The organism is Streptomyces huiliensis, from assembly GCF_020037025.1.
Taxonomy (GTDB): Bacteria; Actinomycetota; Actinomycetes; order Streptomycetales; family Streptomycetaceae; genus Streptomyces; species Streptomyces huiliensis.
Map to the genome: position 1 here is coordinate 1 of NZ_JAIQLH010000023.1, position 25579 is coordinate 25579.

The following is a 25579-nucleotide window of genomic DNA, read 5'->3' on the forward strand; positions in this document are numbered from 1 at the left end:
GCTGCGCGGCGCGATCGGCCGCCCCGGCGCCGGCGTGTGCCCCGTCCGCGGCCACAGCAACGTCCAGGGCGACCGCACCATGGGCATCTTCGAACGCCCCGCCCCCGCCTTCCTGGACGCCCTGGAGAAGGAGTTCGGCTTCGCCCCGCCGCGCGAGCACGGCCTCGACGTGGTCCGCGCGATCCGGGCGCTCCGCGACGGCCAGGCCAAGGTCTTCCTCGCCATGGGCGGCAACTTCGTCTCCGCCACCCCCGACACCGACGTCACGGAAGCGGCCGTCCGCCGCGCCCGCCTCACGGTCCACGTCTCCACCAAGCTCAACCGCTCGCACGTGATCACCGGGGCGCGGGCCCTGATCCTGCCCACCCTCGGCCGCACCGAACGCGACCGGCAGCGCGGCGGCGACCAGTTCGTCACCGTCGAGGACTCCATGGGCATGGTCCACGCCTCCCGCGGCCGCCTCGACCCCGCGAGCCCGCACCTGCTCTCCGAGCCCGCCATCGTCTGCCGCCTGGCCCGCGCCGTCCTCGGCACCGCCTCCGCCACCCCCTGGGAGCGCTTCGAGGAGGACTACGGCGCCATCCGCGACCGCATCGCCCGCGTGATCCCCGGGTTCGAGGACTTCAACGCCCGCGTCGCCCGCCCCGGCGGCTTCACCCTGCCCCACGCGCCCCGCGACTCCCGCACCTTCCCCACCACCACGGGGAAGGCCAACTTCACCGCGGCGCCCGTCGAGTTCCCGCAGGTCCCGGAAGGCCGGCTGCTCCTCCAGACCATCCGCTCCCACGACCAGTACAACACCACCATCTACGGCCTCGACGACCGCTACCGCGGCATCAAGAACGGCCGCCGCGTCGTCCTCCTCCACCCCGACGACGCCCGCGAGCACGGGCTCGCCGACGGCGCGTACACCGACCTCGTCGGCGAGTGGACGGACGGCACCGAACGGCGCGCCCCCGGCTTCCGCGTCGTCCACTACCCGACGGCACGCGGCTGCGCCGCCGCGTACTACCCCGAGACCAACGTCCTGGTCCCGCTCGACCACACGGCGGACCAGAGCAACACCCCCGCCAGCAAGTCCGTCGTCATCCGGCTCGAACCCACCGAGCGCCCCGTGAGCACCACCTGATAACAAACGTCTACACGTCTACTACACGTCTACGCGTCACTTCAGGCACCACGCGCACCTGAAGTCGACGCGCACCTCACGTACGCCACGAGCACCAGGGGAGCCGAGAAGCATGGGCGAACAGAGCCGGACCGTCTTTCCGCAGGAGATCCTCGATGCCTGGGCCGGCACCGGCCTGGACCTGCCCGCCCTCTTCTCGGCGGGACACCTCGGCAACCGCCTGGGCCTCCGCGTCGTCGAGGCGTCCCCCGACCGCGTCGTCGGCACCATGCCGGTCGAGGGCAACACCCAGCCGTACGGGCTGCTGCACGGCGGCGCCTCCGCCGCACTCGCCGAGACGCTCGGCTCCGTCGGCGCCATGCTGCACGGCGGCCCCACGCGCATCGCCGTGGGCGTCGACCTCAACTGCACCCACCACCGCGGCGCCCGCTCCGGCCTCGTCACCGGTATCGCGACCCCCGTGCACCGCGGGCGCACCAGCGCCACATACGAAATCGCCGTCACCGACGAGCAGGGCAAGCGCGTCTGCTCCGCCCGCCTCACCTGCGTGATCCGCGACAATCCGCAGGCATCCGCCTGACAACTCCCGGTCCGCGGCGGACCGTTCCGCCCGCCGCGGCCACCCGGGGCGCCACCGGGCGACCGATCCGGACCCGCCTTTGCGGAATGTGATCGCCGTCATAACAAGAGAGTCACATCCTGGACGGAACCTCTGCCCCGGCCTGCCGCCCAGCCCTTACAGTCACGGCCATCCGCCACCCCGCCGGGCGGTTCGCACCCGTTCCCTCCTCCGTCCTTGCCCGGCGAGCGACACGGCACCCGCACCACAGCGAAGCCGCCGCGCCAGGGAAAGGACCCACCGTGCGACACCGTCCCTTGCTCCTGCTCACCACCGCACTCACCGCCGGGGCCCTCACCCTGAGCGCCTGCGGATCCCGCGACGACGACAAAGGGGGCGACAACGGCGACACGGGAGGCAAGAAGACCACCGTGGTGATCGGCCTCGACGCCCCCCTCACCGGCGACCTCTCCGCCCTGGGCCAGGGCATCAAGAACTCCGCCCACCTCGCCGTCACCAACGCCAACAAGAGCAACGAAGTCCCCGGCGTCACCTTCGAACTGTCCGCGCTGGACGACCAGGCCCAGCCCACCTCAGGGCAGCAGAACGCCACCAAACTCGCCGGCGACAAGAAGGTCGTCGGCATCGTCGGCCCGCTGAACTCCAGCGTCGCCCAGTCCATGCAGCAGGTCGCCCAGTCCAACACCGTGGCCCTCATCTCCCCGGCCAACACCACCCCCGACCTCACCCAGGGCAAGGACTGGAAACAGGACCGGCGCAAACGGCAGTTCAGCACCTACTTCCGCACCGCCACCACCGACGAGGTCCAGGGCGCCTTCGGCGGGAAATACGCCCACGACCAGATCAAGGCCAAGACCGCCTACGTCATCGACGACCAGAAGACCTACGGCGTCGGCCTCGCGGCCGCCTTCTCCACCCAGTTCACCTCACTCGGCGGAAAGATCGCCGGCACCGAGCACGTCAACCCCGAGGACCGCGACTTCAAGGCCATCGTCTCCAAGGCCAAGAGCTCGGGCGCCGACCTCGTCTTCTACGGCGGCGAATACCCGGCCGCCGCACCCCTCAGCCAGCAGCTCAAGGAGAGCGGGGTCAAGGCCCCCCTCATGGGCGGCGACGGCATGTACAGCGCCGACTACATCAAACTCAACAAGAAATCCGCCGGCGACTACGCCACCTCCGTCGGCAAACCCGTCGAACAGCTCGACTCCGCCAAGAAGTTCATCGACGACTACAAAGCCGCGGGCTACAAGGACCGCTACGAGGCGTACGGCGGCTCCACCTACGACGCCACCTGGGCCATCATCCAGGCCGTCAAGGCCATCGTCGCCGACAACGGCGGCAAACTGCCGGACGGCGCCCGCGCCAAGGTCGTCGAGGCCCTCAACAAGGTCAAGTTCGACGGCGTCACCGGAACCGTCTCCTTCGACAAGTACGGCGACACCACCAACACCATGATCACCGCCTACCAGGTCGACGGAAACGTCTGGAAGGCCCGCCACAGCGCCGAGTTCAAGCGCTGACCCACCGGGGGCCCGACCACTCCCGCCGAAACGATTCCCTCGGCGCTCCCCACGCCCCTGCCGTGCGCCCACCCCGCCGGCGCGGACCCACCCGTGCCGGCCGCCCGCACCCTTCCCACCCCACGGAGGCCCGGCGGTGCACGAACTGCCGCAACAGCTGGCCAACGGACTCATCCTCGGCGCGATGTACGGCCTCATCGCGATCGGCTACACGATGGTCTACGGCATCGTCCAGCTCATCAACTTCGCCCACGGCGAGATCTTCATGGTCGGCGGCTTCGGCGCCCTCACCGTCCACCTCGCCCTCCCCGACGGCACCGCGCTGCTCCTGGCCCTCCCCCTCATGATCCTCGGCGGCATCGCCGCCGCCGTCGCCATCGCCGTGGCCGCCGAACGCTTCGCCTACCGGCCGCTGCGCGGCGCCCCGCGCCTCGCCCCGCTCATCACCGCCATCGGCCTCTCCATCGCCCTCCAGCAGGCCGTCTGGAAGTGGTACCCCGACGCCAAGAAGGCCCGGGTGTTCCCCCAGTTCAAGGGCGAGTCCCTCAAGATCCTCGGCGCCACGGTCCAGCGCGGCGAGGTCTTCCTGCTGATCGCCGCCCCGCTGTGCATGCTCGCCCTCGGCCTCTTCGTCGCCAGGACCCGCACCGGCCGCGGCATGCAGGCCACCGCCCAGGACCCCGACACCGCCAAGCTCATGGGCATCAACACCGACCGCATCATCGTCATCGCCTTCGCCATCGGCGCCACCTTCGCCGCCGTCGCCGCCGTCGCCGCCGTCGCCGCCGTCGCCGCCGTCGCCCACGGCCTCAAATACGGACAGGTGGACTTCCGCATGGGCTTCATCACCGGCCTCAAGGCCTTCACCGCGGCCGTCCTCGGCGGCATCGGCAACATCTACGGCGCCATGCTGGGCGGCGTCGTCCTCGGCGTCGCGGAAGCCCTCGCCACCGGCTACATCGAGGAGATCCCCGGCATGTCCCAGTTCGGCGGCGGCAGTTGGAAGGACGTCTGGGCCTTCGTCCTCCTCATCCTCGTCCTGCTGCTCAGGCCCCAGGGCCTGCTCGGCGAACGCGTCGCGGATCGGGCGTGATGACCGTGCGCCTCCCCCGCCGCCACACCGCCGGAGGACGACCGTCCGCCGCGGCCTCCGCGGCCTCCGCCGCGCCCTCGGTGCCCGCCACGATCCCGCTGCCTCCGGCGACCGCCCGCCTGCTGACCGGCGCGGGAGCCCTCCTCGCGATCGTCTCCACCTTCCTCGCCTGGACCTGGACCACCTCATTCCCCGGCAACCTCACCGTCACCGGATATCCCGGCGGGCTCCAGAACATCACCCTCGTGGGTGCCGCGTTGACGCTGCTGCACGTCCTGGCCGGCTACGGCGTCCGCGGACTCCGCTGGCTGGCCCCCTCCGGCACCACGGCTCCCACCGTCCTCCTGGCCCTCGGCACCTTCGCCGCCACCTGGTACACGCTCGGCGCCATCACCACCGACCTCGGCGGCCTCGTCAACCTCGAACCCGGCGGCTTCCTCGCCGGCGGCGCCACGCTCGCCGCCGTCCTCGGCGCGCTCGGCCTGCCCCCGGCGCGGCCGTACCCGGATCGCTCGGATCACTTCGACCACTTCGAACACACGGAGCCCCCGGAACGTCCGGCACGCTCAGACCGTGCTGGGCAGGCCGAGCACGCCGGGCAGGGCGGGCACGCCGAGCACGCTAACGCCTCGGACCACGCGCACGTCTCCAACCACCCGGAAGTTCCGGCCGACCCGCGCCTCTCCCCTGGCCCGATCCCCTCACACGCCCCGACCACCCCGACCGCCCCGACCGCTCCGGGCACTCCGGGCACTCCGGGCACTCCGGGCACTCCGGGCACTCCGGGCACTCCGGGCACTCCGGGCCACCCAAACGCCCTGGGCAACCCAACCATCCCAGGCGCCCCGAAAAACACCGCCCCCGCCAACCCCTGGCACCGCTTCCGCCACAGCCTCACCCCCGGCCGCACCCCCGCCCCCATCCCACTCCCCGCCTGGGCCGACATCCTCCTCATCGCCGCCGCCTTCGCCCTCGGACTCGGCCTCTTCACCTACGGCATAGAAGCCGAGTACGGCGAACTCTTCGTCGGCTACCTCCTGCTCACCTGCACCGGACTCGCCGCCGTCGGCCGCTCCGGCCTCACCGACCGCCTCAGCACCCTCACGGCCCGGCACCACACCATCACCCTCACCGCCGCCTTCATCGCCGCCGCGGCGTTCCCCCTCACCCTCACCAGCGACGCCTACACCAACCTGGCCACCAGCATCCTCATCTTCGCCACCGTCGCCCTGGGCCTCAACGTCGTCGTCGGCCTCGCCGGCCTCCTCGACCTCGGTTACGTCGCCTTCCTCGGCGTCGGTGCCTACACCGCGGCCCTCGTCTCCGGCTCTCCCGAATCCGCCGCCGGCGTCCACTTCCCGTTCTGGGCCGCCATCCTCACCGGCATCGGCACCTCCCTCGTCTTCGGCGTCCTCATCGGCGCCCCCACCCTCCGCCTCCGCGGCGACTACCTCGCCATCGTCACCCTCGGCTTCGGCGAGATCTTCCGCATCACCATGCTCAACCTCAACGGGAAGACCGGGCCCGACATCACCAACGGCGCCATGGGTATCCCCAACGTCCCCGACCTCGCCATCGGCGGCTTCGACTTCGGCGACACCCACGACCTCCTCGGCACCCCCATCGGCCGCTTCGGCAACTACTACCTCCTCATGCTCCTCGCCACCATCGCCGTCGTCCTCGTCTTCCGCCGCGCCGCCGCCTCCCGCATCGGCCGCGCCTGGATCGCCATCCGCGAGGACGAGACCGCCGCCACCGCCATGGGGATCAACGCCTTCCGCCTCAAACTCCTCGCCTTCGCACTCGGCGCCGCGCTCGCCGGCCTCGCCGGCACCGTCCAGGCCCACGTCATCACCACCGCCACCCCCGACCAGTACCAGTTCGCCGGCACCGTCCCACCCAACTCCGCCTTCCTCCTCGCGGCCGTCATCCTCGGCGGCATGGGCACCATCACCGGCCCGATCGTCGGCGCCGCCCTCCTCTACCTCATCCCGAACAAGATGGACTTCATGCAGGACTACCAACTCCTGCTCTTCGGAGTCGCCCTCATCCTCCTGATGCGCTTCCGCCCCGAGGGCCTCGTCGCCGACCGCCGCAAGCGGCTCGAATTCCACGACGACGCCGACACCACCGCGAACGTCTCCGCCACCGATTCCACCGGTGCCACACCCCTCACCCGAGCGGAGGCGTGACCACCATGGCCCCCGACGCCACCACTGCCCCCACCGGCCCCGCCGACCCCGCCGCCGCACCCGTTCTCACCGCCACCGGCGTCACCATGCGCTTCGGCGGCCTCACCGCCGTACGCTCCGTCGACCTCACCGTGCACGACCGACAGATCGTCGGACTCATCGGCCCCAACGGCGCCGGAAAAACCACCTTCTTCAACTGCCTCACGGGCCTCTACGTCCCGACCGAAGGCACCGTCGTCTACCGCGACACCGTCCTCCCCGCCAAACCCCACCTCGTCACCCAGGCGGGCATCGCCCGCACCTTCCAGAACATCCGCCTCTTCCCGAGCATGACCGTCCTGGAGAACGTCCTCGTCGGCCGCCACACCCGCACCCACGAAGGCCTCTTCTCCGCCCTCCTCCGCAGCCCCGGCTTCCACCGCGCCGAACGCGCCTCCCACCAACGCGCCCGCGAACTCCTGGACTTCACCGGCCTCGCCGACAAGGCCGACCACCTCGCCCGCAACCTCCCCTACGGCGAACAACGCAGGCTCGAGATCGCCCGCGCCCTCGCCAGCGACCCCGGCCTGCTCCTCCTCGACGAGCCCACCGCCGGCATGAACCCCCAGGAGACCCGCGCCGCCGAACACCTCGTCCTCGCCATCCGCGACCAGGGCATCGCCGTCCTCGTCATCGAGCACGACATGCGCTTCATCTTCAACCTCTGCGACCACGTCGCCGTCCTCGTCCAGGGCCGGAAACTCGTCGAAGGCACCCCCAGGACCGTCCAGAGCGACGAACGCGTCATCGCCGCCTACCTCGGCACCCCCTTCGAAGGCGAGCCGGGACAGGACGAGGCCGCCGAGGTCGAGGCCGCGGAAGCGGCCCGGGCGGCGGAAACGGCGGCCGCCGCGGCGGCCATGGCGGCCCGGGCACAAGCGGAGGCCAGGGAGCGGGCACCGGGCCCGGACGAACCGACCCGCACTCACCCCGAGGAGAACGACCCCCGATGACGGCCCTCCTCGAAGTCCGCGGCCTCCGCGTCGCCTACGGCAAGATCGAAGCCGTCAAAGGCATCTCCTTCACCGTCAACGCCGGAGAGATCGTCACCCTCATCGGCACCAACGGCGCCGGAAAAACCACCACGCTCCGCACCCTCTCCGGCCTCCTCCACCCCCTGGCGGGCAGCATCCGCTTCGACGGAAAACCCCTCACCCGCGTCCCCGCACACCGCATCGTCGCCCTCGGACTCGCCCACTCCCCCGAAGGCCGCCACATCTTCCCCCGCCTCACCATCGCCGAGAACCTCCAGCTCGGCGCCTTCCTCCGCAAGGACACCACCGCCGTCGCCCAGGACGTCGAACGCGCCTACCAGCTCTTCCCGATCCTCGGCGAACGCGCCCGCCAGCCCGCCGGCACCCTCTCCGGCGGCGAACAGCAGATGCTCGCCATGGCCCGCGCCCTGATGTCCCGCCCCAAACTCCTCATGCTCGACGAACCCTCCATGGGCCTCTCGCCGATCATGATGCAGAAGATCATGACCACCATCGCCGAGCTCAAGGCCGACGGCACCACCATCCTGCTCGTCGAACAGAACGCCCAGGCCGCCCTCACCCTCGCCGACCACGGCCACGTCATGGAAACCGGCCGCATCGTCCTCTCCGGCACCGGCCCCGAACTCCTCGGCGACACGTCCGTACGCAAGGCCTACCTCGGCGAGGACTGACCGCGACCGGAAACCCCCGCACAACACGAAGGGCCCGCGTCCATCCCGGACACGGGCCCCACGCACACGACCGGACGACGACCGGCCTCCCCTACGACTGCTCCTTGGCCGCCTTCTTCTCCCGCGCGTCCTCGATGACCGCCTCCGCCACCTGCTGCATCGACATCCGGCGGTCCATCGACGTCTTCTGGATCCACCGGAACGCCGCCGGCTCCGTCAGCCCGTACTGCGTCTGCAGCACGCTCTTGGCCCGGTCCACCAGCTTGCGCGTCTCCAGCCGCTGCGAGAGGTCCGCGACCTCCTTCTCCAGCGCCTTCAGCTCCGTGAACCGCGACACGGCCATCTCGATCGCCGGCACGACGTCGCTCTTGCTGAACGGCTTCACCAGGTACGCCATGGCCCCGGCGTCCCGCGCCCGCTCCACCAGCTCACGCTGCGAGAACGCGGTGAGCATCAGCACGGGCGCGATCGACTCGGCGGCGATCCGCTCGGCCGCGGAGATCCCGTCGAGCACCGGCATCTTCACGTCCAGGATCACCAGATCCGGCCGGTGCTCCCGCGCCAGCGCGACCGCCGTCTCGCCATCGCCCGCCTCGCCCACGACGGAGTAGCCCTCTTCCTCAAGCATCTCCTTGAGGTCGAGGCGGATCAGCGCCTCGTCCTCGGCGATCACGACGCGCGTGGTGTGCGGAGGGGTGTGCTGCGGCTCGTCGTCGACGGGCGGCTGGGGCTCGGCGGCGCTCACGGGTCTCCTCGGTCCGGTACAGGCGGTGCTCCATGAGGGTACCGAGTGCTGTAGTTTTGAGTACCGGAGGGGTATACACTCTCCTTACATTGCAAGGCCCCGGTAGCCCAATTGGCAGCAGGCAATGGATTCAAAACCCATACAGTGTCGGTTCGAATCCGACCCGGGGCACTTTAGCTTCATTTCGAAGGTCACGCCTTGAGTGCCGACGTTGGAGATCTTCACTCCTCACGGTGAACATCGCCGCGAATTCCGACATAGCGACGCCCTTCGCGTCACGCTCGCTCTCATGTACGACCTCGCCACACGTCGACAGGCCCTCGCCCTCGTCGATCAGGGCTTCAGCCTCAACGCGGTCAGCAAGCAAACCGGGATATCCCGATGCGCGATCCGGCATTGGCTCACTCGACTCGAACCCCGGCGATCCAGCCGCTCCCTGTGCTCACTCTGCCGCGCCGATCCCGAGCCACCCGCCGACACCCGCGCCTACGCCTACCTCTTGGGGCTCTACCTCGGCGACGGGTGCGTCAGCAGGCATCCGAACGGCGGTTACACGCTCCGCATCGCCTGCGCGGACGCGTGGCCCGGCCTCATCGACGCCTGCAGAGCGGCGATGGAACGCGTGCGCCCCGAGAACAAGGTCTGCGTCGTCCAGCGACAGGGCTGCGTCGCGGTCGCCAGTTGCAGCAGGCACTGGCCATGCGTCTTTCCCCAGCACGGCCCCGGCAAGAAGCACGAGCGGACCATTGAGTTGGCGCCATGGCAGCAGCGCATCGTCGACACCCACCCCTGGGACTTCCTGCGCGGTCTCGTCCACTCCGACGGCTGCCGGATGACGAACTGGACCACGCGCATCATCGGAGGCAAAAGCAAGCGCTACGAGTATCCCCGCTACTTCTTCACCAACAAGTCCGACGACATCCGGCGGCTGTACTGCGACACCCTCGGCAAGGTCGGCGTCGAGTGGACGATCACCCGTCGCGACGGCGCTCCGTACAACGTCTCCGTCGCCCGCCGCGCGTCCGTCGCCCTCATGGACGCCCACATCGGCCCGAAGTACTGACCCCCGTGACCGGGGGCTACCCCTTCGGCCCGTCGTCCTCTCCGATGTGGTGCACCCGCACGAGGTTGGTCGTTCCGGGGGTGCCGGGCGGGGAGCCGGCCGTGATGATGACCATGTCGCCCTTGCGGCAGCGGCCGATGCGGAGGAGGTATTCGTCGACCTGGCTGACCATTTCGTCGGTCGTCTGGACCATCGGGCCGAGGAAGGTCTCCACGCCCCAGGTGAGGTTGAGTTGGGAGCGGGTGGCGGGTTCGGGGGTGAAGGCGAGGAGGGGGATGGGTGAGCGGTAGCGGGAGAGGCGGCGGACGGTGTCGCCGGACTGGGTGAAGGCGACGAGGAACTTGGCGCCGAGGAAGTCGCCCATCTCGGCGGCGGCGCGGGCGACGGCACCACCCTGGGTGCGGGGCTTGCTGCGCTCGGTGAGCGGGGGCAGCCCCTGGGCGAGGATGTCCTCTTCGGCCGCCTGAAGGATGCGGCTCATGGTGCGGACGGTTTCGATGGGGTATTTGCCGACGCTGGTCTCGCCGGAGAGCATCACGGCGTCGGTGCCGTCGATGACGGCGTTGGCGACGTCGGAGGCCTCGGCGCGGGTGGGGCGGGAGGCGTCGATCATCGAGTCGAGCATCTGGGTGGCGACGATGACGGGTTTGGCATTGCGCTTGGCCAGTTTGATGGCGCGCTTCTGGACGATCGGGACCGTTTCGAGCGGCATTTCGACGCCGAGGTCGCCGCGCGCGACCATGATGCCGTCGAAGGCGGCGATGATGCCGTCGAGGTTCTCCACCGCCTGCGGCTTCTCGATCTTCGCGAGGACGGGGAGCCGGCGGCCCTCCTCGTCCATGACGCGGTGGACGTCGTCGATGTCCCGCGCGCTGCGGACGAAGGAGAGGGCGACGATGTCGGCGCCGGTCGTGATGGCCCAGCGGAGGTCCTCGACGTCCTTCGCGGAGAGGGCGGGGACGGAGACGGCGACGCCGGGGAGGTTGAGGCCCTTATGGTCGGAGATCATGCCGCCCTCAAGGACGACGGTGCGGACGCGCGGTCCGTTGACTTCGGCGACCTCGAGGGTGACGCGGCCGTCGTCGACGAGGATGCGTTCGCCGCGGGTGACGTCGGCGGCGAGGCCGTCGTAGGTGGTGCCGCACTGGTGGCGGTCGCCCGGGACGTCCTCGACGGTGATCGTGAAGGTGTCGCCGCGTTCAAGGAGTACGGGACCTTCGAGGAAGCGGCCGAGGCGGATCTTCGGGCCTTGAAGGTCGGCGAGGACGCCGACGTTGCGGCCGGTCTCCTCGGCGGCTTTCCGCACCCGTTCGTACCGCGCCTCGTGGTCGGCATGGGTGCCATGGCTCAGGTTGAAGCGGGCGACGTCCATGCCGGCTTCGACGAGGGCCTTGATCTGCTCGTACGAGTCGGTCGCGGGCCCCAGGGTGCAGACGATTTTCGCTCGGCGCATGGCACGACCTTATGACCTACCGGCGGGTAGAGAATCGGCTGGACACGGCCGCCCAACGTCCGTTGGGTAAAGCTCCGTTGACAACTAGTGAAACGTGCGCGGGGGCGCTCCGATGAGCGGTGGAGCGCTTCCCGGGCGCCCCCTCGCGCGCCGGGTCACAGGGTGGGCGGGGTCATGGTCAACCGTGCGTTGACGTGGGCGTAGACGCTCTGGCGCTGGGGTTCGAGGTCGAGGGCGGCGGGGGTGGAGCCGGCGTAGCCGGCGCTGCGGAGTATGGCTGGGCGGGCGGGTGGGGTGGCGGGGGTGGGGTGTTCGGCTCCGGTGTCGGCGAGTTCGACGAGGGCGACGAGGCGGGAGCCGAGTGCTTCGGCGTATTCGCGGGCGCGTTGGACGGCGTCGTGGACGGCTTGGCGGCGGGCTTCGCGGTGGGCGGGTGAGTCGGTGCGGAGGGCCCACCAGGGTCCGTCGATGCGGGTGAGTTCGAGGTCGGAGAGGCGGGTGGTGAGTTCGCCGAGGATGGTGAAGTCGCTGAGGGTGGCGGTGAGATGGACGTGGCCGCGGTAGGCGCGGATGCGTTCGTGGCGGCCTTTGTCGTTGAGTTGGGGGGTGATGGTGATGGCGCCGGTTTCGATTTTCTCGACGGCGTCGCCGTGGGTTTTGAGCAGTTCGATGATGTGGTTGTTGCGGCGGGTGAGGTCGTCCAGGGCTTTGTGGCGGTCGGTGCCGCGGGCGCTGATGGTGATTCCGAGGCGGGCGATTTCGGGGTCGACTTCGAGGTGGGCCTCGCCGCGGACGGCGACGCGTGGGGTGTCGGGGGTTCCGTAGGGCAGCGGCTCGGTTGCGGTCATGGGGCTAGCGTCCCAGTCCGTGTTCGTCGGCGGGACTGTCCGGAGTCATCGGATCGCAACCTTGCAAGGGTGTTGCGGCGGGGCCTGTGGGGGCCAGAATCTACGCGCGTTGTACCGGGGGCTGGTGATGTGTTGCGGCCGTCCGGTGTCGTTGTCGGACGCAGCCGGTTCAGGGCCGGGTGCGGTGAGATCGTCAGGTAAAGGGATGGGGAATTCGATGCCGCTCAACCGTAGGCGTTTTCTGGGGCGTACGGCCGCTACGGGGGCGGGTGTGGCCCTGACCGGCGCGGTGGGCGCCGCGCCGGCGGCGGCCGGTGAGCAGTCGCTCGCGGGGGCGCACGGGGGCCACGGGCACGGCAGGACGAAGCGGTACGCGTTCACCGTCATGGGCACCACGGATCTGCACGGGAACGTCTTCAACTGGGACTACTTCACCGACGCGGAGTTCGACGACAAGGCGCACAACGATGTGGGCCTGGCGAAGATATCGACGCTGGTGAAGCAGGTCCGCAAGGCGAAGGGGCGGCGGAACACGCTGCTCATCGACGCGGGTGACACGATCCAGGGGACGCAGCTGGCGTATTACTACGCGCGGGTGGAGCCGATCACCGGCGCCCGCGGCCCGGTGCATCCGATGGCGCTGGCGATGAACGCCATGGAATACGACGCGGCGGCGCTGGGGAACCACGAGTTCAATTACGGCATTCCGGTGCTGCGGAAGTTCGAGCAGCAGTGCCGTTTCCCGCTGCTGGGGGCGAACGCGCTGGACGCGAAGACGATGCGGCCGGCGTTCCGGCCGTATGTCATCAAGCGGATGCGGACGCCGCACGGGCGGGATGTGCGGGTGGCGATTCTGGGTCTGACGAATCCGGGGATCGCGATCTGGGACAAGGCGAACGTGCAGGGGAAGATGGTTTTCCCCGGCCTGGAGGAGCAGGCGGCGAAGTGGGTGCCGCGGCTGCGGTCGATGGGTGCGGACGTCGTGATCGTGGCGGCGCATTCGGGGACGAGCGGTACGTCGTCCTACGGTGACGCGCTGCCGCATGTGGAGAACGCGGCGGCGTTGGTGGCCGAGCGGGTGCCGGGGATCGACGCGATTCTGGTGGGGCACGCGCATGTGGAGGTGCCGGAGTACCGGGTGGTGAACAAGGAGACGGGCCGGCCGGTGGTGCTGTCGGAGCCGTTGAAGTGGGGGCAGCGGCTGACGCTGTTCGACTTCGAGCTGGTGTGGGGCCGGGGTGGCTGGCAGGTCGAGTCGGTGTCGTCGAAGGTGCTGAACTCGAACACGGCCGCCGAGGACTCCATGGTCACCGGTCTGGTGCGGGGGCAGCACCGGAAGGTGGTGGCGTATGTGAACCAGCGGATCGGGACGTCGACGGCGGCGATGAGCGCGGCGGAGGCTCCGTACCGGGACACGCCGATCATCGATTTCATCAATCACGTGCAGGCGGAGACCGTCCGGGCGGCGTTGCAGGGCACGGCGTACGCGTCGTTGCCGGTGCTGTCGCAGGCGTCGTGTTTCTCGCGGACGGCGGCGGTTCCGGCGGGGCAGGTGTCGGTCCGTGAGGTGGCGGGGCTGTATCCGTTCGAGAACACGCTGGAGGCGCGGGTGTTGACCGGCGCGCAGCTGCGGGAGTACCTGGAGTTCTCGGCGCGGTACTACGTGCGGACGCCGGCGGGTGCTCCGGTGGATCCGGCGAAGCTGACGAACGCGGAGAGCATTCCGGATTACAACTACGACGTGGTGAGCGGCCTCTCCTACGAGATCGACATCGCGAAGGCGCCGGGTGCGCGGATCGGGAAGCTGCTGTTCGACGGGAAGCCGCTGGACGATTCCGCGCAGTTCGTGCTGGCGGTGAACAACTACCGGGCGAGTGGTGGCGGGAATTTCCCGCATGTGGCGCGGGCGAAGCAGGTGTGGGCGAATTCGGAGGAGATCCGTAACACGATCATCGGCTGGGTGAAGGCGCGGCAGGTGATCGACGTGGCGAAGTTCGCGTCAGTGGACTGGAAGCTGACGCGGGATGGTGTGCCGCTTTTCTGAGGGTGGTGCGGTGTGGGGCCGTGGCGTGGGCCGCGGCTCCAGGCCGAAGGTGGTGAAGGCCGTGCGGTGGGGCAGCGGGTAGTGGGTGGTGCCGGTGATGGCGTTGAGGATGGTGGCGCTGCGCCAGGCGGCGAGGCCGAGGTCGGAGCTGCCGATGCCGTGGGTGTGGGTTTCGGCGTTCTGGACGTGGACGGCGCCCTTGACCAGGGGGTCGAGGACGAGGCGGTGCTGGGCGTCGATGCGGGGCCGGCCGCCGGAGTCGCGGCGGATGTAGGGGTCGAGGGCGGCGAGGAGGCGGTCGACGCGGCGTTCGCGGTAGCCGGTGGCGAGGACGACGGCGTCGGTGGTGAGGCGTGAGCGGGTGCCTTGCTGGTGGTGTTCGAGGTGGAGCTCGACGCGGGTGGTGCCGACGCGTCCGGCGGTGCGGACGAAGACTCCCGGGGTGAGGGTGGTGTCGGGCCAGCCGCCGTGGAGGCTGCGGCGGTAGAGCTCGTCGTGGATGGCGGTGATGGTGGCGGGGTCGATGCCCTGCTGGAGCTGCCACTGCTGGGGCAGGGCCTGGTCGCGGACGGGCTCGGGGAGGGCGTGGAAGTACTGGCCGTAGTCGGGGGTGAAGTGTTCGCGGCCGAGGCGGCTGGTCTCGGTGGGGGCGAAGGCGGGGGTGCGGGCGAGCCAGTGGAGCTTCTCGCGGCCGACGGGGCGGTGGCGGAGCAGGTCGAGGAAGATCTCGGCGCCCGACTGCCCGGAGCCGATGACGGTGACGTGCTCGGCGGCGAGGAGGTCGGCGCGGTGGTCGAGGTAGTCGGCGGAGTGGTGGACGGGGACTCCGTGGGCCTCGACGAGGGGGCGGAGGGGTTCGGGAATGTCGGGGGTGGTGCCGATGCCGAGGACGACGTTGCGGGCGTAGGTGCGGCCCAGGGCCTCGGCCTCGCCGTCGCGGTCGAGCTGGGTGTAGTCGATCTCGAAGAGGACGCGTTCGGGGTTCCAGCGGACGGCGTCGATGTGGTGGCCGAAGTGCAGGTTGGTGAGGTTCTCGCTGACCCAGCGGCAGTAGGCGTCGTATTCGGCGCGCTGGATGTGGAAGCGCTCGGCGAAGTAGAAGGGGTAGAGGCGCTCGCGCGTCTTGAGGTAGTTGAGGAAGGTCCAGGGGCTGGTGGGGTCGGCGAGGGTCACGAGGTCGGCGAGGAACGGGACCTGGATGCGGGTGCCGTCGATGAGCAGTCCGGGGTGCCAGCGGAACGTGTGATTCTCGTCATAGAAGGCCGCGTGGAGGTCCGACAGGGGGTGCGCGAGGGCGGCGAGGGAGAGGTTGAAGGGGCCGATGCCGATGCCCGCGAAGTCGAGGGGTGCGTCGGGAGTCTGGTCGGGGGACGGGGGATTGCTCATGCGGGGGTGCGGCCTTCCCGTGGGCGGCGGCGAACTCAGCCGGACAAGTCGTTTATGCCCTGTTTGTTCGATACATCAGGACCGCTTCAAGCTACCGGCTGTACCCGTGGCGTGACGCCTTGTGGGGGATGTTTCCCCCGATGGGGGTACGGGCCCTGCGCATGCGGGGATTGCGGGGTCGCACGGAGTCGGAGGGGGTGCGACGGGGTGCGGGGCGCGCCCCGGGGACGGCTTCGACTACCCTGCACCCCATGGCCATGATGAACCTTGCTCTCGACATCGGACCGCTCAAGCCGGACGTTGCCCCGCTCGTCCTGGGTCTGGTGCTGTTTTTCCTCGTCTTCGCGGTGATCGCGAAGGGGATCCTGCCCCGGATCAACAAGGTCCTCACTGAGCGTGAGAAGGCCACGGAGGGGCGCTTCGGCGAGGCGGAGGAGATCCGCGCCGAGGCGGAGCGCGTCCACGCCGAGTACCAGGAGCTGCTGGCCGGCGCCCGGCACGAGGCCGCGCGGCTGCGCCAGGAGTCGGTGGAGCAGGGCAACGCGATCATCGCCGAGCTGCGCGCCGAGGGCCAGCGCCAGCGCGACGAGATCATCGCCGCCGGTCACACGATGATCGACGCGGAGCGCACGATGGCCGAGGCGCAGCTGCGCGAGCAGGTCGGCGCGCTGGCCACCGAGCTGGCGGGCCGGATCGTCGGCGAGTCGGTCGAGACGTACGCGCGGGAGAGCGGCATCGTGGACCGCTTCCTGGAGGAGCTCCGCACGGTCGAGCCGGCCGACGCGATCGAGGACAAGCGCGGCTGACGAAGGCAGCGTTTTTCGGGCCTGGCGCCCGCACCCCGGACCGGGGTGCGGGCGCCTTTGTCATGCGGTGACGTGCCGCTTTGCCGCGCGGTGACGTGCCACGAGGGTCATTGTCAGTGGGGTGGTGTTCACTGTGTGTAGCGAACGGTGAGGGCTCGGCGGAGGTCGTCGAGCCGGTCGCGGAGCTGCCGCCTGAGCGCGGGGGTCGGTTCCGTGCCGCTCAGGCATTCCTCGCCGAGGCGCAGGGTGTCGGGGTCGATGTGGGGACGGGGGAATCCATGGTTGCCGGCGGCGTTGGCGAGGGCAGTGCCGCGGCGGGCGGCGAGTGCCGTCGCGTCGGAGTGGTAGCGGTCGCGGTACGGGCGGGTGAGGTCGAGCTGTTCGGCCTGCCAGAAGCCCTGGGCGGTGGCGGTCCAGAGGTAGGTGGAGAGGCCGTCGTCCTCGTAGAGGGCGTGCCAGGCCGCTTGTTTGGCGGCGGGGTCGGGGAGGGCGGCGTGGCAGCGGGCGGCGCCTTCCCGGCCGGTGGCGCTGGGGTCGGCGGCGAGTTCGGCGTCGATGGCCTCGGGGGTGACGGCGCCGAGGGCGGCGAGGCGGGTGAGGGCGCGCCAGCGGAGTTCGGGGTCGAGGGCGGGTCCGCCGGGGGCGGTGCCGGCGCGGAGCCAGTCGTGGAGGGTGCCGGGGGTGGCGGTGCTGGCGATGAGGGTGCGGACGGCGGCGAGGCGGGGGCCGGGGGCGGTGCCCTGCTCGGTGCGGCGCAGGAGGTCGTGGCAGGTGTCGCGGAGGAGGCCGAGGGCGTCGTCGCGGTCGCCCGCGGGGAGGTAGAGGTCGGCGATCTGGGTGCGGGCGAAGGTGAGGACGCCTTCGACGACGGCGTTGTCGGTCTCGTGCGGGAGGTGGTCGCGGGTGGCGCGCAGGTAGGCGGCGGGGGTGAGCAGGCCGTCGCGGACCTGGTCGCGGAGGGCGTTCCAGACGACGGCGCGGGTGAGGGGGTCGGGGAGGCCGGAGAGGGCGCGGAGGGCGGTGTCGTGGGAGGCGGGGTCGAGGCGGATCTTGGCGTAGCCGAGGTCGCCGTCGTTGAGGAGGACGAGGGCCGGGCGGGGTCCGGTGCCGGTGAGGGCGGGCGTGGCGGCGGGCGTGCCGGGGAGGTCGATCTCGGTGCGGGGGCGGGCGGTAAGGCGGCAGGGGTCGTCGGGGTCGTGGTCGTAGAGGCCGACGGCGATGCGGTGGGGGCGGGTTCCTGCGTGGTCGACGGTGAGCTGCCAGTGGCCGTCGTCGGTGGTGGTGATTCGGGGGGTGAGGGTGTCGACGCCGGTGGTGCGGAGCCACTGTGCGGCCCAGGCGTGGACGTCGCGTTCGGTGGCGCCGGCGAGGGAGTCGAGGAAGTCGGCGAGGGTGGCGTTGCCGAAGCGGTGTCGGGTGAAGTGGGCGTTGATGCCGGTGAGGAAGTCCTTCTCGCCGAGCCAGGCGACGAGTTGGCGCAGGGCGGAGGCGCCCTTGGCGTAGGAGATGCCGTCGAAGTTGAGGAGGGCGGCGGCGGTGTCGTGGACGGCGCCGGGTTCGGGGGCGACGGGGTGGGTGGTCTCGCGCTGGTCGGCGTCGTAGCCCCAGGCCTTGCGGCTGATGCCGAACTCGGTCCAGGTGCCGGTGAGATGGGTGGCGTCGGTGAGGTCCTGGTAGCCCATGTACTCGGCGAAGGACTCGTTGAGCCAGATGTCGTCCCACCACCGGAGGGTGACGAGGTCGCCGAACCACATGTGGGCCATCTCGTGGGCGATGGTGACGGCGCGGGTCTGCCGCTCGGTGTCGGTGGCGGCGGAGCGGAAGACGTACTCGTCGCGGAGGACGACGAGTCCGGGGTTCTCCATGGCGCCGAAGTTGTATTCGGGGACGAACGCCTGGTCGTAGGAGTCGAAGGGGTAGGGCTCGTCGAAGATCTGGTGGAAGCGGTCGAAGCAGCGGCGGGTGAGGTCGAGGAGTTCGTCGGCGTCGGCGTCGAGGTGCGGGGCGAGGGACTGCCGGCAGTGCAGGGCGAAGGGGAGTCCGGCGTGTTCGGTGCGGACGGTGTGCCAGGGGCCGGCGGCGAAGGCGACGAAGTACGTGCTGAGGGGCTGACTGGCGGGCAGCTTCCAGCGGCCTTCGGCGGGCGGTCCGACGCGGGTGGCGACGGTGTTGCCGAGGACCGTCCAGGCGGGGGGCGCCGTGACGGTGGCGGCGAAGACGGCCTTGAGGTCGGGCTGGTCGAAGGCGGCGAAGACGCGCTGGACGTCGTCGAGGAAGAGCTGGGTGTAGAGGTACGTCTCGCCGTCGGCGGGGTCGGTGAAGCGGTGCATGCCCTCGCCGGTGCGGGAGTAGCGCATGTCCGCCTCGACGCGCAGTTCGTGGTCGCCGGGGGTGAGGGCGGTGAGGGGGAGCCGGTTGTCGTCGAGGGAGGCGGTGTCGAGGGGGCGGCCGTCGAGGGAGGCGCTCAGGAGGGCGGCGGGACGGACTTCGACGAAGGTGTCGCCCGCGGTGCGGGCGTGGAAGCGGATGACCGTGGTGGAGCGGAAGTGCTCCTCGCCGCGGGTGAGGTCGAGGTCGATGTCATAGCGGTGGACGTCCAGGAGCCGGGCCCTGGCCTGTGCTTCGTCGCGCGTCAGTACGGTCATGGGGGCCATGCTGTCGTAGCGCCTCGGCGGCGTGCGAGGTGGTTTGCCCGCGGTCTTCCGCCGCTCGGTGGAGGCGCGGTGGAAGGTGGCGCGCCTGGAACGGTGAAACCCGGTCGCCGGCACGGAAGGCTGGACGCATGGCGGCCGACGAGCTCGGGCGGCGAGCGGCGCGGCCCCCGGAGGGCCGGCCCGTGCCGCACCGGGCGGAGCGCACGGCAGGGCCGCTTCGTTCCGCGGCAGGCACATCCCGCCGGCCTGCCGGCGAGGACGGAAGGCCGCCCCGGCTGGGCGGGAGCCGCGGGAGGGCCGGACGGGCATGGTTCGGCTCAGTTTTGGTGGTCGATCTTCTTCTCCCGCATCAGCTCCGCCAACTCCGTGTCCGACAGGGGGTGCAGCGTGTCCAGGAGACGGCGTAGCCCGGGTTCGTCGAGGGTCTGGCTGGTGACGACGGCCTCCGCGCTCCGGTGGCGGCGGGTCAGGGTGACGGCGTGAGTGCCGCCGGGGAGTTCGCGGACCGTGCGCACCACACCGTGCGTGTCCACGGTGCAGGTCTCGCCCGTCCCCAGGAGCTCGGGGCAGTGGAGCGTCGGGGTGAGCGCCGGGCGCATCGTGAGGGACACGTACCCGGACCAGTCCCGGTCCTGCCGGACGGGGCCGTAGTCCACGCTGAAGTAGGCGGGGCCGACCGCGACGCGGGACACCCGCATGCCCGGCGGCGCGGCGGCCAGGTACTGCAGCTCCGGATGCTCCCGGTACCGCGCGACCTCCGTCTCGTGCTCGCGCTCCCGGGCCTGTGCCGGGCCGACGAAGCCTCCGTAGGCCACCCCGGCCCGCAGGACGGCGAGCGCCCCCAGCCGCACCCACCGGTTCGGCACGAAGAACGCGGCGGCCACGGCGTACGGCACCCCCGTCAGCGCGATCCGGGTGCCGGCGCTCCCCAGGTCGACGTGCCCGCCGTAGGCGGCCAGACCGGCCAGGACGCCGAGCGTACCGAGGACGAAGACCAGTACCGCCCAGCCAAGTCGTCGCGGCACGGAGCCGCACAGCGGCACCACGGTCCGCACCGGTGTGCCCGCCATGGCCAGGAGGCCCACCATGAGCACCGCGCCCAGCGCGAAGACCGGCACCGCCGCACCGACCCCAACACTCCAGGCCGTTGCCACCAGCCCGAAGCCGAGCGTCGGCAGCACGGCCGCCGCCGTCGCCCAGACCAGGAGGAGGTGCAGGGCGGTCAGCGCCCCTCTGTCGCTTCTCATACCGCGGAGCCTGTCAGCCGGCGGCTCCGGCACACATGAGTACGCGTACTCAGCGCGGGGCCCCGGCGCGTCCGCGAGCGCGCCTACGTGCGGGCGATGGTCTCGTGGTGCCGGATGACCTCGGCGATGATGAAGTTGAGGAACTTCTCCGCGAACGCCGGGTCGAGCTTGGCGTTCTCGGCGAGGTCGCGGAGGCGGGCGATCTGCCGCGCCTCGCGGGCCGGGTCGGCGGGCGGCATCTTGTGCGCGGCCTTGAGGTGGCCGACCTGCTGGGTGCACTTGAAGCGCTCGGCGAGCATGTGGATCACCGCGGCGTCGATGTTGTCGATGCTGTCCCGCAGCCGGGAGAGCTCGGCCCGTACGGCGTCGTCGGGCGCGCCCGCTCCGGCCGCGGCGGCGGTGGCGGCCGGGCCCGCATCGCCGGACGGGACGGGGCCGGTGCGGTCGGCGCCGGGGCGGTCGGAATTGGTGCTGTCGTTCATATCGCCCGACCTTATGCGGAACGGGCGGGCCGTGCCGAGTCGATGATCCGACCGGTGCCGGTACCGGGCCCCGGAAAGGCGGGCGGGCGGTGGCCGGATACGGCGGGCGGAAGGGGTGGGGGCAGGTGGAGGGCGGGTGGCGGCCGGTGGACGGCGGAGGGCGGCCGGCGTCGCGGCCCTTGCTCCGGCGGTTCGGCGGTACGCCCCCGGCGCGCCCCTCGCCCCGGTGACGGCGGCCCCCGAGGTGGGTCAGGATGGGCCCGGCTCGGCCCGCTCGGGCGGGCCGACGGGGCTGGGGGGCTGCTGTGCCGGACTTCACCGTGGCGGAGGACGGGTTCCGGATCGACGGGCGCCGGGTGCGGCTGCTGTCGGGGGCCCTGCACTACTTCCGGGTGCACGAGGGGCACTGGCCGCACCGGCTGGCGATGCTGCGGGCGATGGGGCTCAACTGCGTGGAGACGTACGTCCCGTGGAACCGGCACGAGCCCGTCGAGGGCCGGCTCCACGACGTGGGCGAGCTGGGCCGGTTCCTGGACGCGGCCGGCGCGGCAGGCCTGTACGCGATCGTCCGACCGGGGCCGTACATCTGTGCCGAGTGGGAGAACGGGGGGTTGCCGCACTGGCTCACGGGGCGGCTGGGGCGCCGGGTGCGGACGAGCGATCCCGGGTTCCTGCGCGCGGTGGACGGCTGGCTGGCGGCGGTGGGCGCCGAGGTCGCCGGGCGGCAGTTCGGCCGGGGCGGCCCGGTGGTGCTGGTGCAGGTGGAGAACGAGTACGGCTCGTACGGCAGCGACCAGGCCTACCTGGAGCATCTCGTGGGGCGGCTGCGGGCGTCGGGGGTGGTGGTGCCGCTGGTGACGTCGGACGGGCCGGAGGACCACATGCTGACGGGCGGCACGGTGCCCGGCGCCACGGCGACGGTGAACTTCGGTTCCGGGGCGCGGGAGGCGTTCCGGGTGCTGCGCCGACACCGGCCGGCCGGGCCGTTGATGTGCATGGAGTTCTGGTGCGGCTGGTTCGCCCACTGGGGTGGCGCACCGACCGTCCGGGGCGCCGGGGAGGCGGCGGGGGCGCTGCGGGAGGTCCTGGAGTGCGGGGCGTCCGTGAACGTCTACATGGCGCACGGCGGGACGAACTTCGGCGGCTGGGCGGGGGCGAACCGGGCCGGCGACGAGCACCGGGGCGCGCTGCGCCCGACGGTGACGTCCTACGACTACGACGCGCCCGTCGACGAGTACGGCCGGCCGACGGCCAAGTTCCACGCCTTCCGCGAGGTGCTGGCCGCCTACGGGGACGGCCCGCCGCCGGATCCGCCGCCCGCTCCCCCGGCGCTGCGGGAGCCGGTGCGGGCGGAGCTCACGCGGTGGGCGCCGCCCGCCGAGGTGATGGACGCGCTCGGCGGGGCCGCGCGGGAGGCGGCGCTGCCGCCGTCGTTCGAGGAGCTGGGGGTGGACCGGGGCGTCGTCCGCTACCGGTTCACGGTCCCGGGGCCGCGCCGGGCGCTCCCGCTGCGCGTGGCCGGGCTGCGGGACCTGGCCGTCGTGTCGGTGGACGGCGTCCGCGCGACCGTGCTCCGCGACGAGGACGGGCTGGTCGGGGACGTGCCGGGGCCGGCGTCGGTCGAGGTGTGGGTGGAGTCGCTGGGGAGGGTCAACTACGGTCCGCGGCTGGGCGAGCGGAAGGGGCTGACGGGTGGGCTGCTGCACGGGGGGCAGTACGTCCACGGGGTACGGGCGCGGGGGCTCCGGCTCGCGGCGCTGGAGGAGGAGGGCGCGCTCGCGGTGGTGCGGTGGCGGCCGGCCGGCGGGGAGGAGCCGGGGCTCTACCGGGGGGCCTTCCAGTTGCCGGCGGGCGGTGACGCGGTGCTCCGACTGCCGGGATGGGAACGGGGGTTCGTCTGGGTGAACGGTTTCTGCCTGGGCCGCTACTGGTCCGCCGGGCCGCAGCGCACGCTCTACGTACCGGGGCCCGTGCTGCGTGCGGGGCGGAACGAGCTGCTGGTGCTAGAGATGGAGCGGGCGGGGACGATGCGGCCGCGGCTGGAACCGGTTCCGGCGTAGGGGGCGGCCGGAGCGCCGGGCGGGTCGGCCGGACGTTTGGCGGGCACGAGGTGGGGCATCCGATCGGTCCGCCGGCATTTCGGGCCGACGGCCCCCCGTCCCGCTGATCACCGGCCGATGACGGTGACCAGCGGGACAGGCCCTGTGGAGGTGTTGTTCCCAGATCGTGGGACGTGAAGCCGTCCGGACCGGACCAACTGGTCCGGATGTTCGCCTCAGCCTCCCCACCAGATAACAGACGTCATTCGTATCCCTGGGCGCACGGTTTGTTCTCACCTGGTGGACAACGCGCCGCGGGTGAAGGAGCATCGCAACATGATCGCGAAACTGGACTGCACCGTCATCGACTGTCCGGACCCCACGGCCCTCGCGGCCTTCTACGGGGCGATCCTGGACTGGAAGGTCGACGCGAGCGACCCGGCCTGGGTATGGCTGAACGACCCCGAGAGCAGCACCCGGATCGCCTTCCAGAAGGTGGAGGACCACCGTCCGCCGCGCTGGCCCGATCCGGAGCACCCGCAGCAGTTCCACCTCGACTTCTCGGTCGGCGAGCGGGACGACCTGGAGCGCGCGCAGCGGGAGGTGACCGATCTGGGCGCCCGGTTCCTGCACGACAGCGGCGGGACGACGTCCGGGTTCCGGGTCTTCGCGGACCCGGCGGGGCACCCGTTCTGCCTCTGCTACGGGTGATCCGCCTCCGCTACGCCCCCCCCCACGGGCAGCCCCCGCGGCCTCTCACGTCCGGCCTGGTCCATACCCCGGGCCCGAACCCGAACCCGGGCCCGAACCCGCCTCCCGGTCCGCCGCCGGCGCCTCCCGGTCCGCCGCCGGCACCGCCCGATCCGACTCCGCCCGATCCGGCTCCGGCAGCCACCCGGCGGCGGGTTCCGCCGGGCGGGGCAGGGCCCGCAGCAGGGCGCCCAACTGGGGGTCCCGGTTGGAGCGGTGCCAGACCACGGACCACAGGTGCAGGGGCACGGGATCCACGATCGGCAGCCGGCGCAGCCGCCCGTCGTACGGCAGGTCCATCCCCGCCTCCCCCACCGTCACCGCGCGCCCCTCGCGCAGCATGTGCTCGCCGTAGTCCCGGGCACCCACCGCCGGCGCGGTGAAGCGCAGCGGGATGCCGAACTCCGCGCAGAACCGCGTCAGATAGCCCCGCCACTCCTCCGCCCCGCCGGGATCGGGCATGGCGATCCCGCCCTCCCGCAGGTCGGCGGGGCGGACGGCCGTCCGTTCGGCGAGGGGGTGCCCGGCGAACACGTAGGCGTGCAGGGGTTCGAGGTGGACGGGCCGGTGGAGGAGGTCGGCCGGCCAGGGCCGGCCGAGGTCGTGGACGCGGCCCAGCGCGGCGTCGAGCTCCCGGCCCAGCAGGGCCGGGAGGGCGAGCGGCAGCCCCTGCCGCATGCTCGGTTCGACCCGGACCCCGGGCGTCCGGGCGACCGTCTCCCGCACCACCCGTACCGGCGTGAAGCGCTCGGCGAAGACCTCGACGCGCAGCGCCCGTACCGTCCCGCGAACGGCGTGGACGGCCGCGTCGAAGGCGGCGAGGGCGTCCACGGCGAGCGGCAGCAACCGCCGCCCGGCAGCGGTGAGTTCGACGCTGCGGGTGGTGCGTTCGAAGAGCGGCGCGCCGAGGGCGTCCTCCAGTCGGCGCACGCGCTTGGACAGCGCCTGCTGGGTGAGGAAGAGGCGGGCGGCGGCCCGGCCGAAGTGCAGTTCCTCGGCGACGGCGACGAAAGCGCGCATGCCCGGGAGATCGGGTTCCATGAGGCTCAGCCTCAACCGACAACCGGAGGTTGTCAAAGGACCCGCAGAAGTTGTTGGACACCACCCCTGAGCTGCGGTTTTCCTGACGTCATGAGCGCATACCCGCTGTCCGCCGTTCCGGCCACCCTCCTCACCTCGTCCTCCCCCGCCCTGGCCGCCCCGGCCGCCCCTGCCGCCCCCGCCGCCGAGCCCGTCTTCCAGCGGCTGCTGCGCAACCGGATCATCGTGCTCGGGCAGCAGGTCGACGACGAGATCGCGAACCGGATCTGCGCCGAGATGCTGCTCCTGTCCGCCGAGGACCGGCACCGCGACATCCACCTCTACATCAACTCGCCGGGCGGCTCGATCACGGCCGGGCTGGCCATCTACGACGTCATGCAGTTCATCCCGAACGACGTCGCCACCCTGTCCCTGGGCTTCACCGCGTCCATGGGCCAGTTCCTGCTCTGCGCGGGGGCGCCCGGGAAGCGGTACGCGCTGCCGCACGCGAGCATCCTCATGCACCAGCCGTCGGCCGGGCTCGCGGGTTCCGCGTCGGACATCCGGATCCAGATCGAGCAGATGCGGGCGGTCAAGCGGCTGGTGCAGGAACGGATCTCCCACCACACGGGCCGGCCGGTGAGGCAGATCGAGGCGGACTCCGACCGGGACCGCTACTTCACGGCCCAGGAGGCCCTGGAGTACGGCTTCGTCGACCGCGTGATCGCCTCGGCGGACGAGCTCACGGGATTCCGCCACGCGGCGTAGCGGAGTGGCCGGGTGGCCGCGTAGCCGAGTGGCCGGGTGGCCGCGTAGCCGAGTG

Annotated in this window: 21 protein-coding genes and 1 tRNA gene; 14 read left to right on the plus strand and 8 right to left on the minus strand. The window is 71.5% G+C overall.

The features are described from left to right. The 7 genes from JNW98_RS05485 to JNW98_RS05515 form a co-directional block, all read left to right on the plus strand. On the plus strand, positions 1 to 1129 hold a 1129-nt coding region (locus JNW98_RS05485; protein WP_308015491.1), incomplete at its 5' end, for a molybdopterin dinucleotide binding domain-containing protein. A 112-nt stretch (positions 1130 to 1241) separates the two neighbouring features. Then, positions 1242 to 1709: a PaaI family thioesterase gene (locus JNW98_RS05490; protein ID WP_223766926.1), complete on the plus strand. Its 468-nt coding sequence runs from the start codon at positions 1242 to 1244 to the stop codon at positions 1707 to 1709. 296 nt (positions 1710 to 2005) lie between these two features. Next, positions 2006 to 3229 (plus strand): branched-chain amino acid ABC transporter substrate-binding protein, encoded by a 1224-nt coding sequence (locus JNW98_RS05495; protein ID WP_223766991.1) that lies wholly within the window; start codon positions 2006 to 2008, stop codon positions 3227 to 3229. Between the two features lie 136 nt (positions 3230 to 3365). Further along, positions 3366 to 4322 carry a branched-chain amino acid ABC transporter permease gene (locus tag JNW98_RS05500; RefSeq protein WP_223766927.1) on the plus strand — a complete coding sequence of 319 codons (957 nt, stop codon included), beginning with the start codon at positions 3366 to 3368 and terminating at the stop codon, positions 4320 to 4322. Beyond that, positions 4322 to 6514 (plus strand): branched-chain amino acid ABC transporter permease, encoded by a 2193-nt coding sequence (locus JNW98_RS05505; protein WP_223766928.1) that lies wholly within the window; start codon positions 4322 to 4324, stop codon positions 6512 to 6514. Before JNW98_RS05500 ends, JNW98_RS05505 begins: the two co-directional genes overlap by 1 nt. 5 nt (positions 6515 to 6519) lie before the next feature. Beyond that, on the plus strand, positions 6520 to 7506 hold the full coding sequence (locus tag JNW98_RS05510) for an ABC transporter ATP-binding protein (RefSeq protein ID WP_223766992.1): 987 nt from the start codon (positions 6520 to 6522) through the stop codon (positions 7504 to 7506). After that, a complete protein-coding gene (locus JNW98_RS05515; RefSeq protein ID WP_223766929.1) occupies positions 7503 to 8219 on the plus strand; it encodes an ABC transporter ATP-binding protein in 717 nt (238 codons plus the stop codon). Before JNW98_RS05510 ends, JNW98_RS05515 begins: the two co-directional genes overlap by 4 nt. A gap of 91 nt (positions 8220 to 8310) precedes the next feature. Here the strand turns inward: JNW98_RS05515 and JNW98_RS05520 are convergent, their stop codons facing one another. Beyond that, the gene (locus JNW98_RS05520) at positions 8311 to 8964 is read right to left on the minus strand and encodes an ANTAR domain-containing response regulator (protein ID WP_223766930.1); all 654 of its coding nucleotides are present in this window, start codon (positions 8962 to 8964) and stop codon (positions 8311 to 8313) included. Between the two features lie 96 nt (positions 8965 to 9060). Here JNW98_RS05520 and JNW98_RS05525 point away from each other — a divergent pair. Both JNW98_RS05525 and JNW98_RS05530 read left to right on the plus strand, forming a co-directional pair. After that, a tRNA-Leu gene (locus tag JNW98_RS05525) sits at positions 9061 to 9135 on the plus strand. 118 nt (positions 9136 to 9253) lie between these two features. After that, complete coding sequence (locus JNW98_RS05530) at positions 9254 to 10027, plus strand: helix-turn-helix domain-containing protein (protein ID WP_223766931.1); 774 nt, start codon at positions 9254 to 9256, stop codon at positions 10025 to 10027. A gap of 16 nt (positions 10028 to 10043) precedes the next feature. On the opposite strand, the gene pyk is transcribed toward JNW98_RS05530, so the two are convergent. After that, positions 10044 to 11480, minus strand: a complete 1437-nt coding sequence (gene pyk / locus JNW98_RS05535) for a pyruvate kinase (protein ID WP_223766932.1) — start codon at positions 11478 to 11480, stop codon at positions 10044 to 10046. Positions 11481 to 11635: 155 nt separating this feature from the next. Next, a complete protein-coding gene (locus tag JNW98_RS05540; RefSeq protein WP_223766933.1) occupies positions 11636 to 12328 on the minus strand; it encodes an SIMPL domain-containing protein in 693 nt (230 codons plus the stop codon). A 217-nt stretch (positions 12329 to 12545) separates the two neighbouring features. Here JNW98_RS05540 and JNW98_RS05545 point away from each other — a divergent pair, with 217 nt between their 5' ends. Continuing rightward, positions 12546 to 14372 (plus strand): bifunctional metallophosphatase/5'-nucleotidase, encoded by a 1827-nt coding sequence (locus tag JNW98_RS05545; RefSeq protein ID WP_223766993.1) that lies wholly within the window; start codon positions 12546 to 12548, stop codon positions 14370 to 14372. Here the strand turns inward: JNW98_RS05545 and JNW98_RS05550 are convergent. Further along, on the minus strand, positions 14328 to 15758 hold the full coding sequence (locus JNW98_RS05550; RefSeq protein WP_223766934.1) for a lysine N(6)-hydroxylase/L-ornithine N(5)-oxygenase family protein: 1431 nt from the start codon (positions 15756 to 15758) through the stop codon (positions 14328 to 14330). The genes JNW98_RS05545 and JNW98_RS05550 overlap by 45 nt on opposite strands. A 251-nt stretch (positions 15759 to 16009) precedes the next feature. Here JNW98_RS05550 and JNW98_RS05555 point away from each other — a divergent pair, with 251 nt between their 5' ends. Continuing rightward, positions 16010 to 16564, plus strand: a complete 555-nt coding sequence (locus JNW98_RS05555; RefSeq protein WP_223766935.1) for a F0F1 ATP synthase subunit B — start codon at positions 16010 to 16012, stop codon at positions 16562 to 16564. 128 nt (positions 16565 to 16692) lie between these two features. On the opposite strand, the gene pepN is transcribed toward JNW98_RS05555, so the two are convergent. The 3 genes from pepN to JNW98_RS05570 all read right to left on the minus strand — a co-directional run bounded on the left by pepN (position 16693) and on the right by JNW98_RS05570 (position 20947). Beyond that, positions 16693 to 19218, minus strand: coding sequence for an aminopeptidase N (gene pepN, locus JNW98_RS05560; protein ID WP_223766936.1), 2526 nt, complete (start codon positions 19216 to 19218; stop codon positions 16693 to 16695). Positions 19219 to 19535: 317 nt separating this feature from the next. Further along, the gene (locus JNW98_RS05565) at positions 19536 to 20465 is read right to left on the minus strand and encodes a fused MFS transporter/spermidine synthase family protein (RefSeq protein WP_223766937.1); all 930 of its coding nucleotides are present in this window, start codon (positions 20463 to 20465) and stop codon (positions 19536 to 19538) included. 83 nt (positions 20466 to 20548) lie between these two features. After that, complete coding sequence (locus JNW98_RS05570; RefSeq protein ID WP_223766938.1) at positions 20549 to 20947, minus strand: chorismate mutase; 399 nt, start codon at positions 20945 to 20947, stop codon at positions 20549 to 20551. A gap of 305 nt (positions 20948 to 21252) precedes the next feature. Between JNW98_RS05570 and JNW98_RS05575 the strand changes: the two genes are divergently transcribed. Next, positions 21253 to 23007, plus strand: a complete 1755-nt coding sequence (locus JNW98_RS05575; protein ID WP_223766939.1) for a glycoside hydrolase family 35 protein — start codon at positions 21253 to 21255, stop codon at positions 23005 to 23007. A gap of 315 nt (positions 23008 to 23322) precedes the next feature. Further along, positions 23323 to 23697, plus strand: a complete 375-nt coding sequence (locus JNW98_RS05580; protein WP_223766940.1) for a VOC family protein — start codon at positions 23323 to 23325, stop codon at positions 23695 to 23697. 45 nt (positions 23698 to 23742) lie between these two features. On the opposite strand, the gene JNW98_RS05585 is transcribed toward JNW98_RS05580, so the two are convergent. After that, positions 23743 to 24777: a LysR family transcriptional regulator gene (locus tag JNW98_RS05585; RefSeq protein ID WP_223766941.1), complete on the minus strand. Its 1035-nt coding sequence runs from the start codon at positions 24775 to 24777 to the stop codon at positions 23743 to 23745. A gap of 90 nt (positions 24778 to 24867) precedes the next feature. Between JNW98_RS05585 and JNW98_RS05590 the strand changes: the two genes are divergently transcribed. Continuing rightward, entirely contained in the window at positions 24868 to 25524 is a 657-nt protein-coding gene (locus tag JNW98_RS05590) for an ATP-dependent Clp protease proteolytic subunit (protein WP_308015492.1), read from the plus strand. Positions 25525 to 25579 lie beyond the last annotated feature (55 nt).

What these genes read in the sequence shown, in the direction of transcription:
- JNW98_RS05555 (WP_223766935.1), top strand. Translation starts at nt 16,010, where the DNA reads ATGGCCATGATGAACCTTGCTCTCGACATCGGACCGCTCAAGCCGGAC.
- JNW98_RS05590 (WP_308015492.1), top strand. Translation starts at nt 24,868, where the DNA reads ATGAGCGCATACCCGCTGTCCGCCGTTCCGGCCACCCTCCTCACCTCG.
- JNW98_RS05505 (WP_223766928.1), top strand. Translation starts at nt 4,322, where the DNA reads ATGACCGTGCGCCTCCCCCGCCGCCACACCGCCGGAGGACGACCGTCC.
- JNW98_RS05585 (WP_223766941.1), bottom strand. Translation starts at nt 24,777, where the DNA reads ATGGAACCCGATCTCCCGGGCATGCGCGCTTTCGTCGCCGTCGCCGAG.
- JNW98_RS05545 (WP_223766993.1), top strand. Translation starts at nt 12,546, where the DNA reads ATGCCGCTCAACCGTAGGCGTTTTCTGGGGCGTACGGCCGCTACGGGG.
- JNW98_RS05515 (WP_223766929.1), top strand. Translation starts at nt 7,503, where the DNA reads ATGACGGCCCTCCTCGAAGTCCGCGGCCTCCGCGTCGCCTACGGCAAG.
- JNW98_RS05540 (WP_223766933.1), bottom strand. Translation starts at nt 12,328, where the DNA reads ATGACCGCAACCGAGCCGCTGCCCTACGGAACCCCCGACACCCCACGC.
- pepN (WP_223766936.1), bottom strand. Translation starts at nt 19,218, where the DNA reads ATGGCCCCCATGACCGTACTGACGCGCGACGAAGCACAGGCCAGGGCC.
- JNW98_RS05530 (WP_223766931.1), top strand. Translation starts at nt 9,254, where the DNA reads ATGTACGACCTCGCCACACGTCGACAGGCCCTCGCCCTCGTCGATCAG.
- pyk (WP_223766932.1), bottom strand. Translation starts at nt 11,480, where the DNA reads ATGCGCCGAGCGAAAATCGTCTGCACCCTGGGGCCCGCGACCGACTCG.
- JNW98_RS05510 (WP_223766992.1), top strand. Translation starts at nt 6,520, where the DNA reads ATGGCCCCCGACGCCACCACTGCCCCCACCGGCCCCGCCGACCCCGCC.
- JNW98_RS05490 (WP_223766926.1), top strand. Translation starts at nt 1,242, where the DNA reads ATGGGCGAACAGAGCCGGACCGTCTTTCCGCAGGAGATCCTCGATGCC.
- JNW98_RS05580 (WP_223766940.1), top strand. Translation starts at nt 23,323, where the DNA reads ATGATCGCGAAACTGGACTGCACCGTCATCGACTGTCCGGACCCCACG.
- JNW98_RS05565 (WP_223766937.1), bottom strand. Translation starts at nt 20,465, where the DNA reads ATGAGAAGCGACAGAGGGGCGCTGACCGCCCTGCACCTCCTCCTGGTC.
- JNW98_RS05570 (WP_223766938.1), bottom strand. Translation starts at nt 20,947, where the DNA reads ATGAACGACAGCACCAATTCCGACCGCCCCGGCGCCGACCGCACCGGC.
- JNW98_RS05550 (WP_223766934.1), bottom strand. Translation starts at nt 15,758, where the DNA reads ATGAGCAATCCCCCGTCCCCCGACCAGACTCCCGACGCACCCCTCGAC.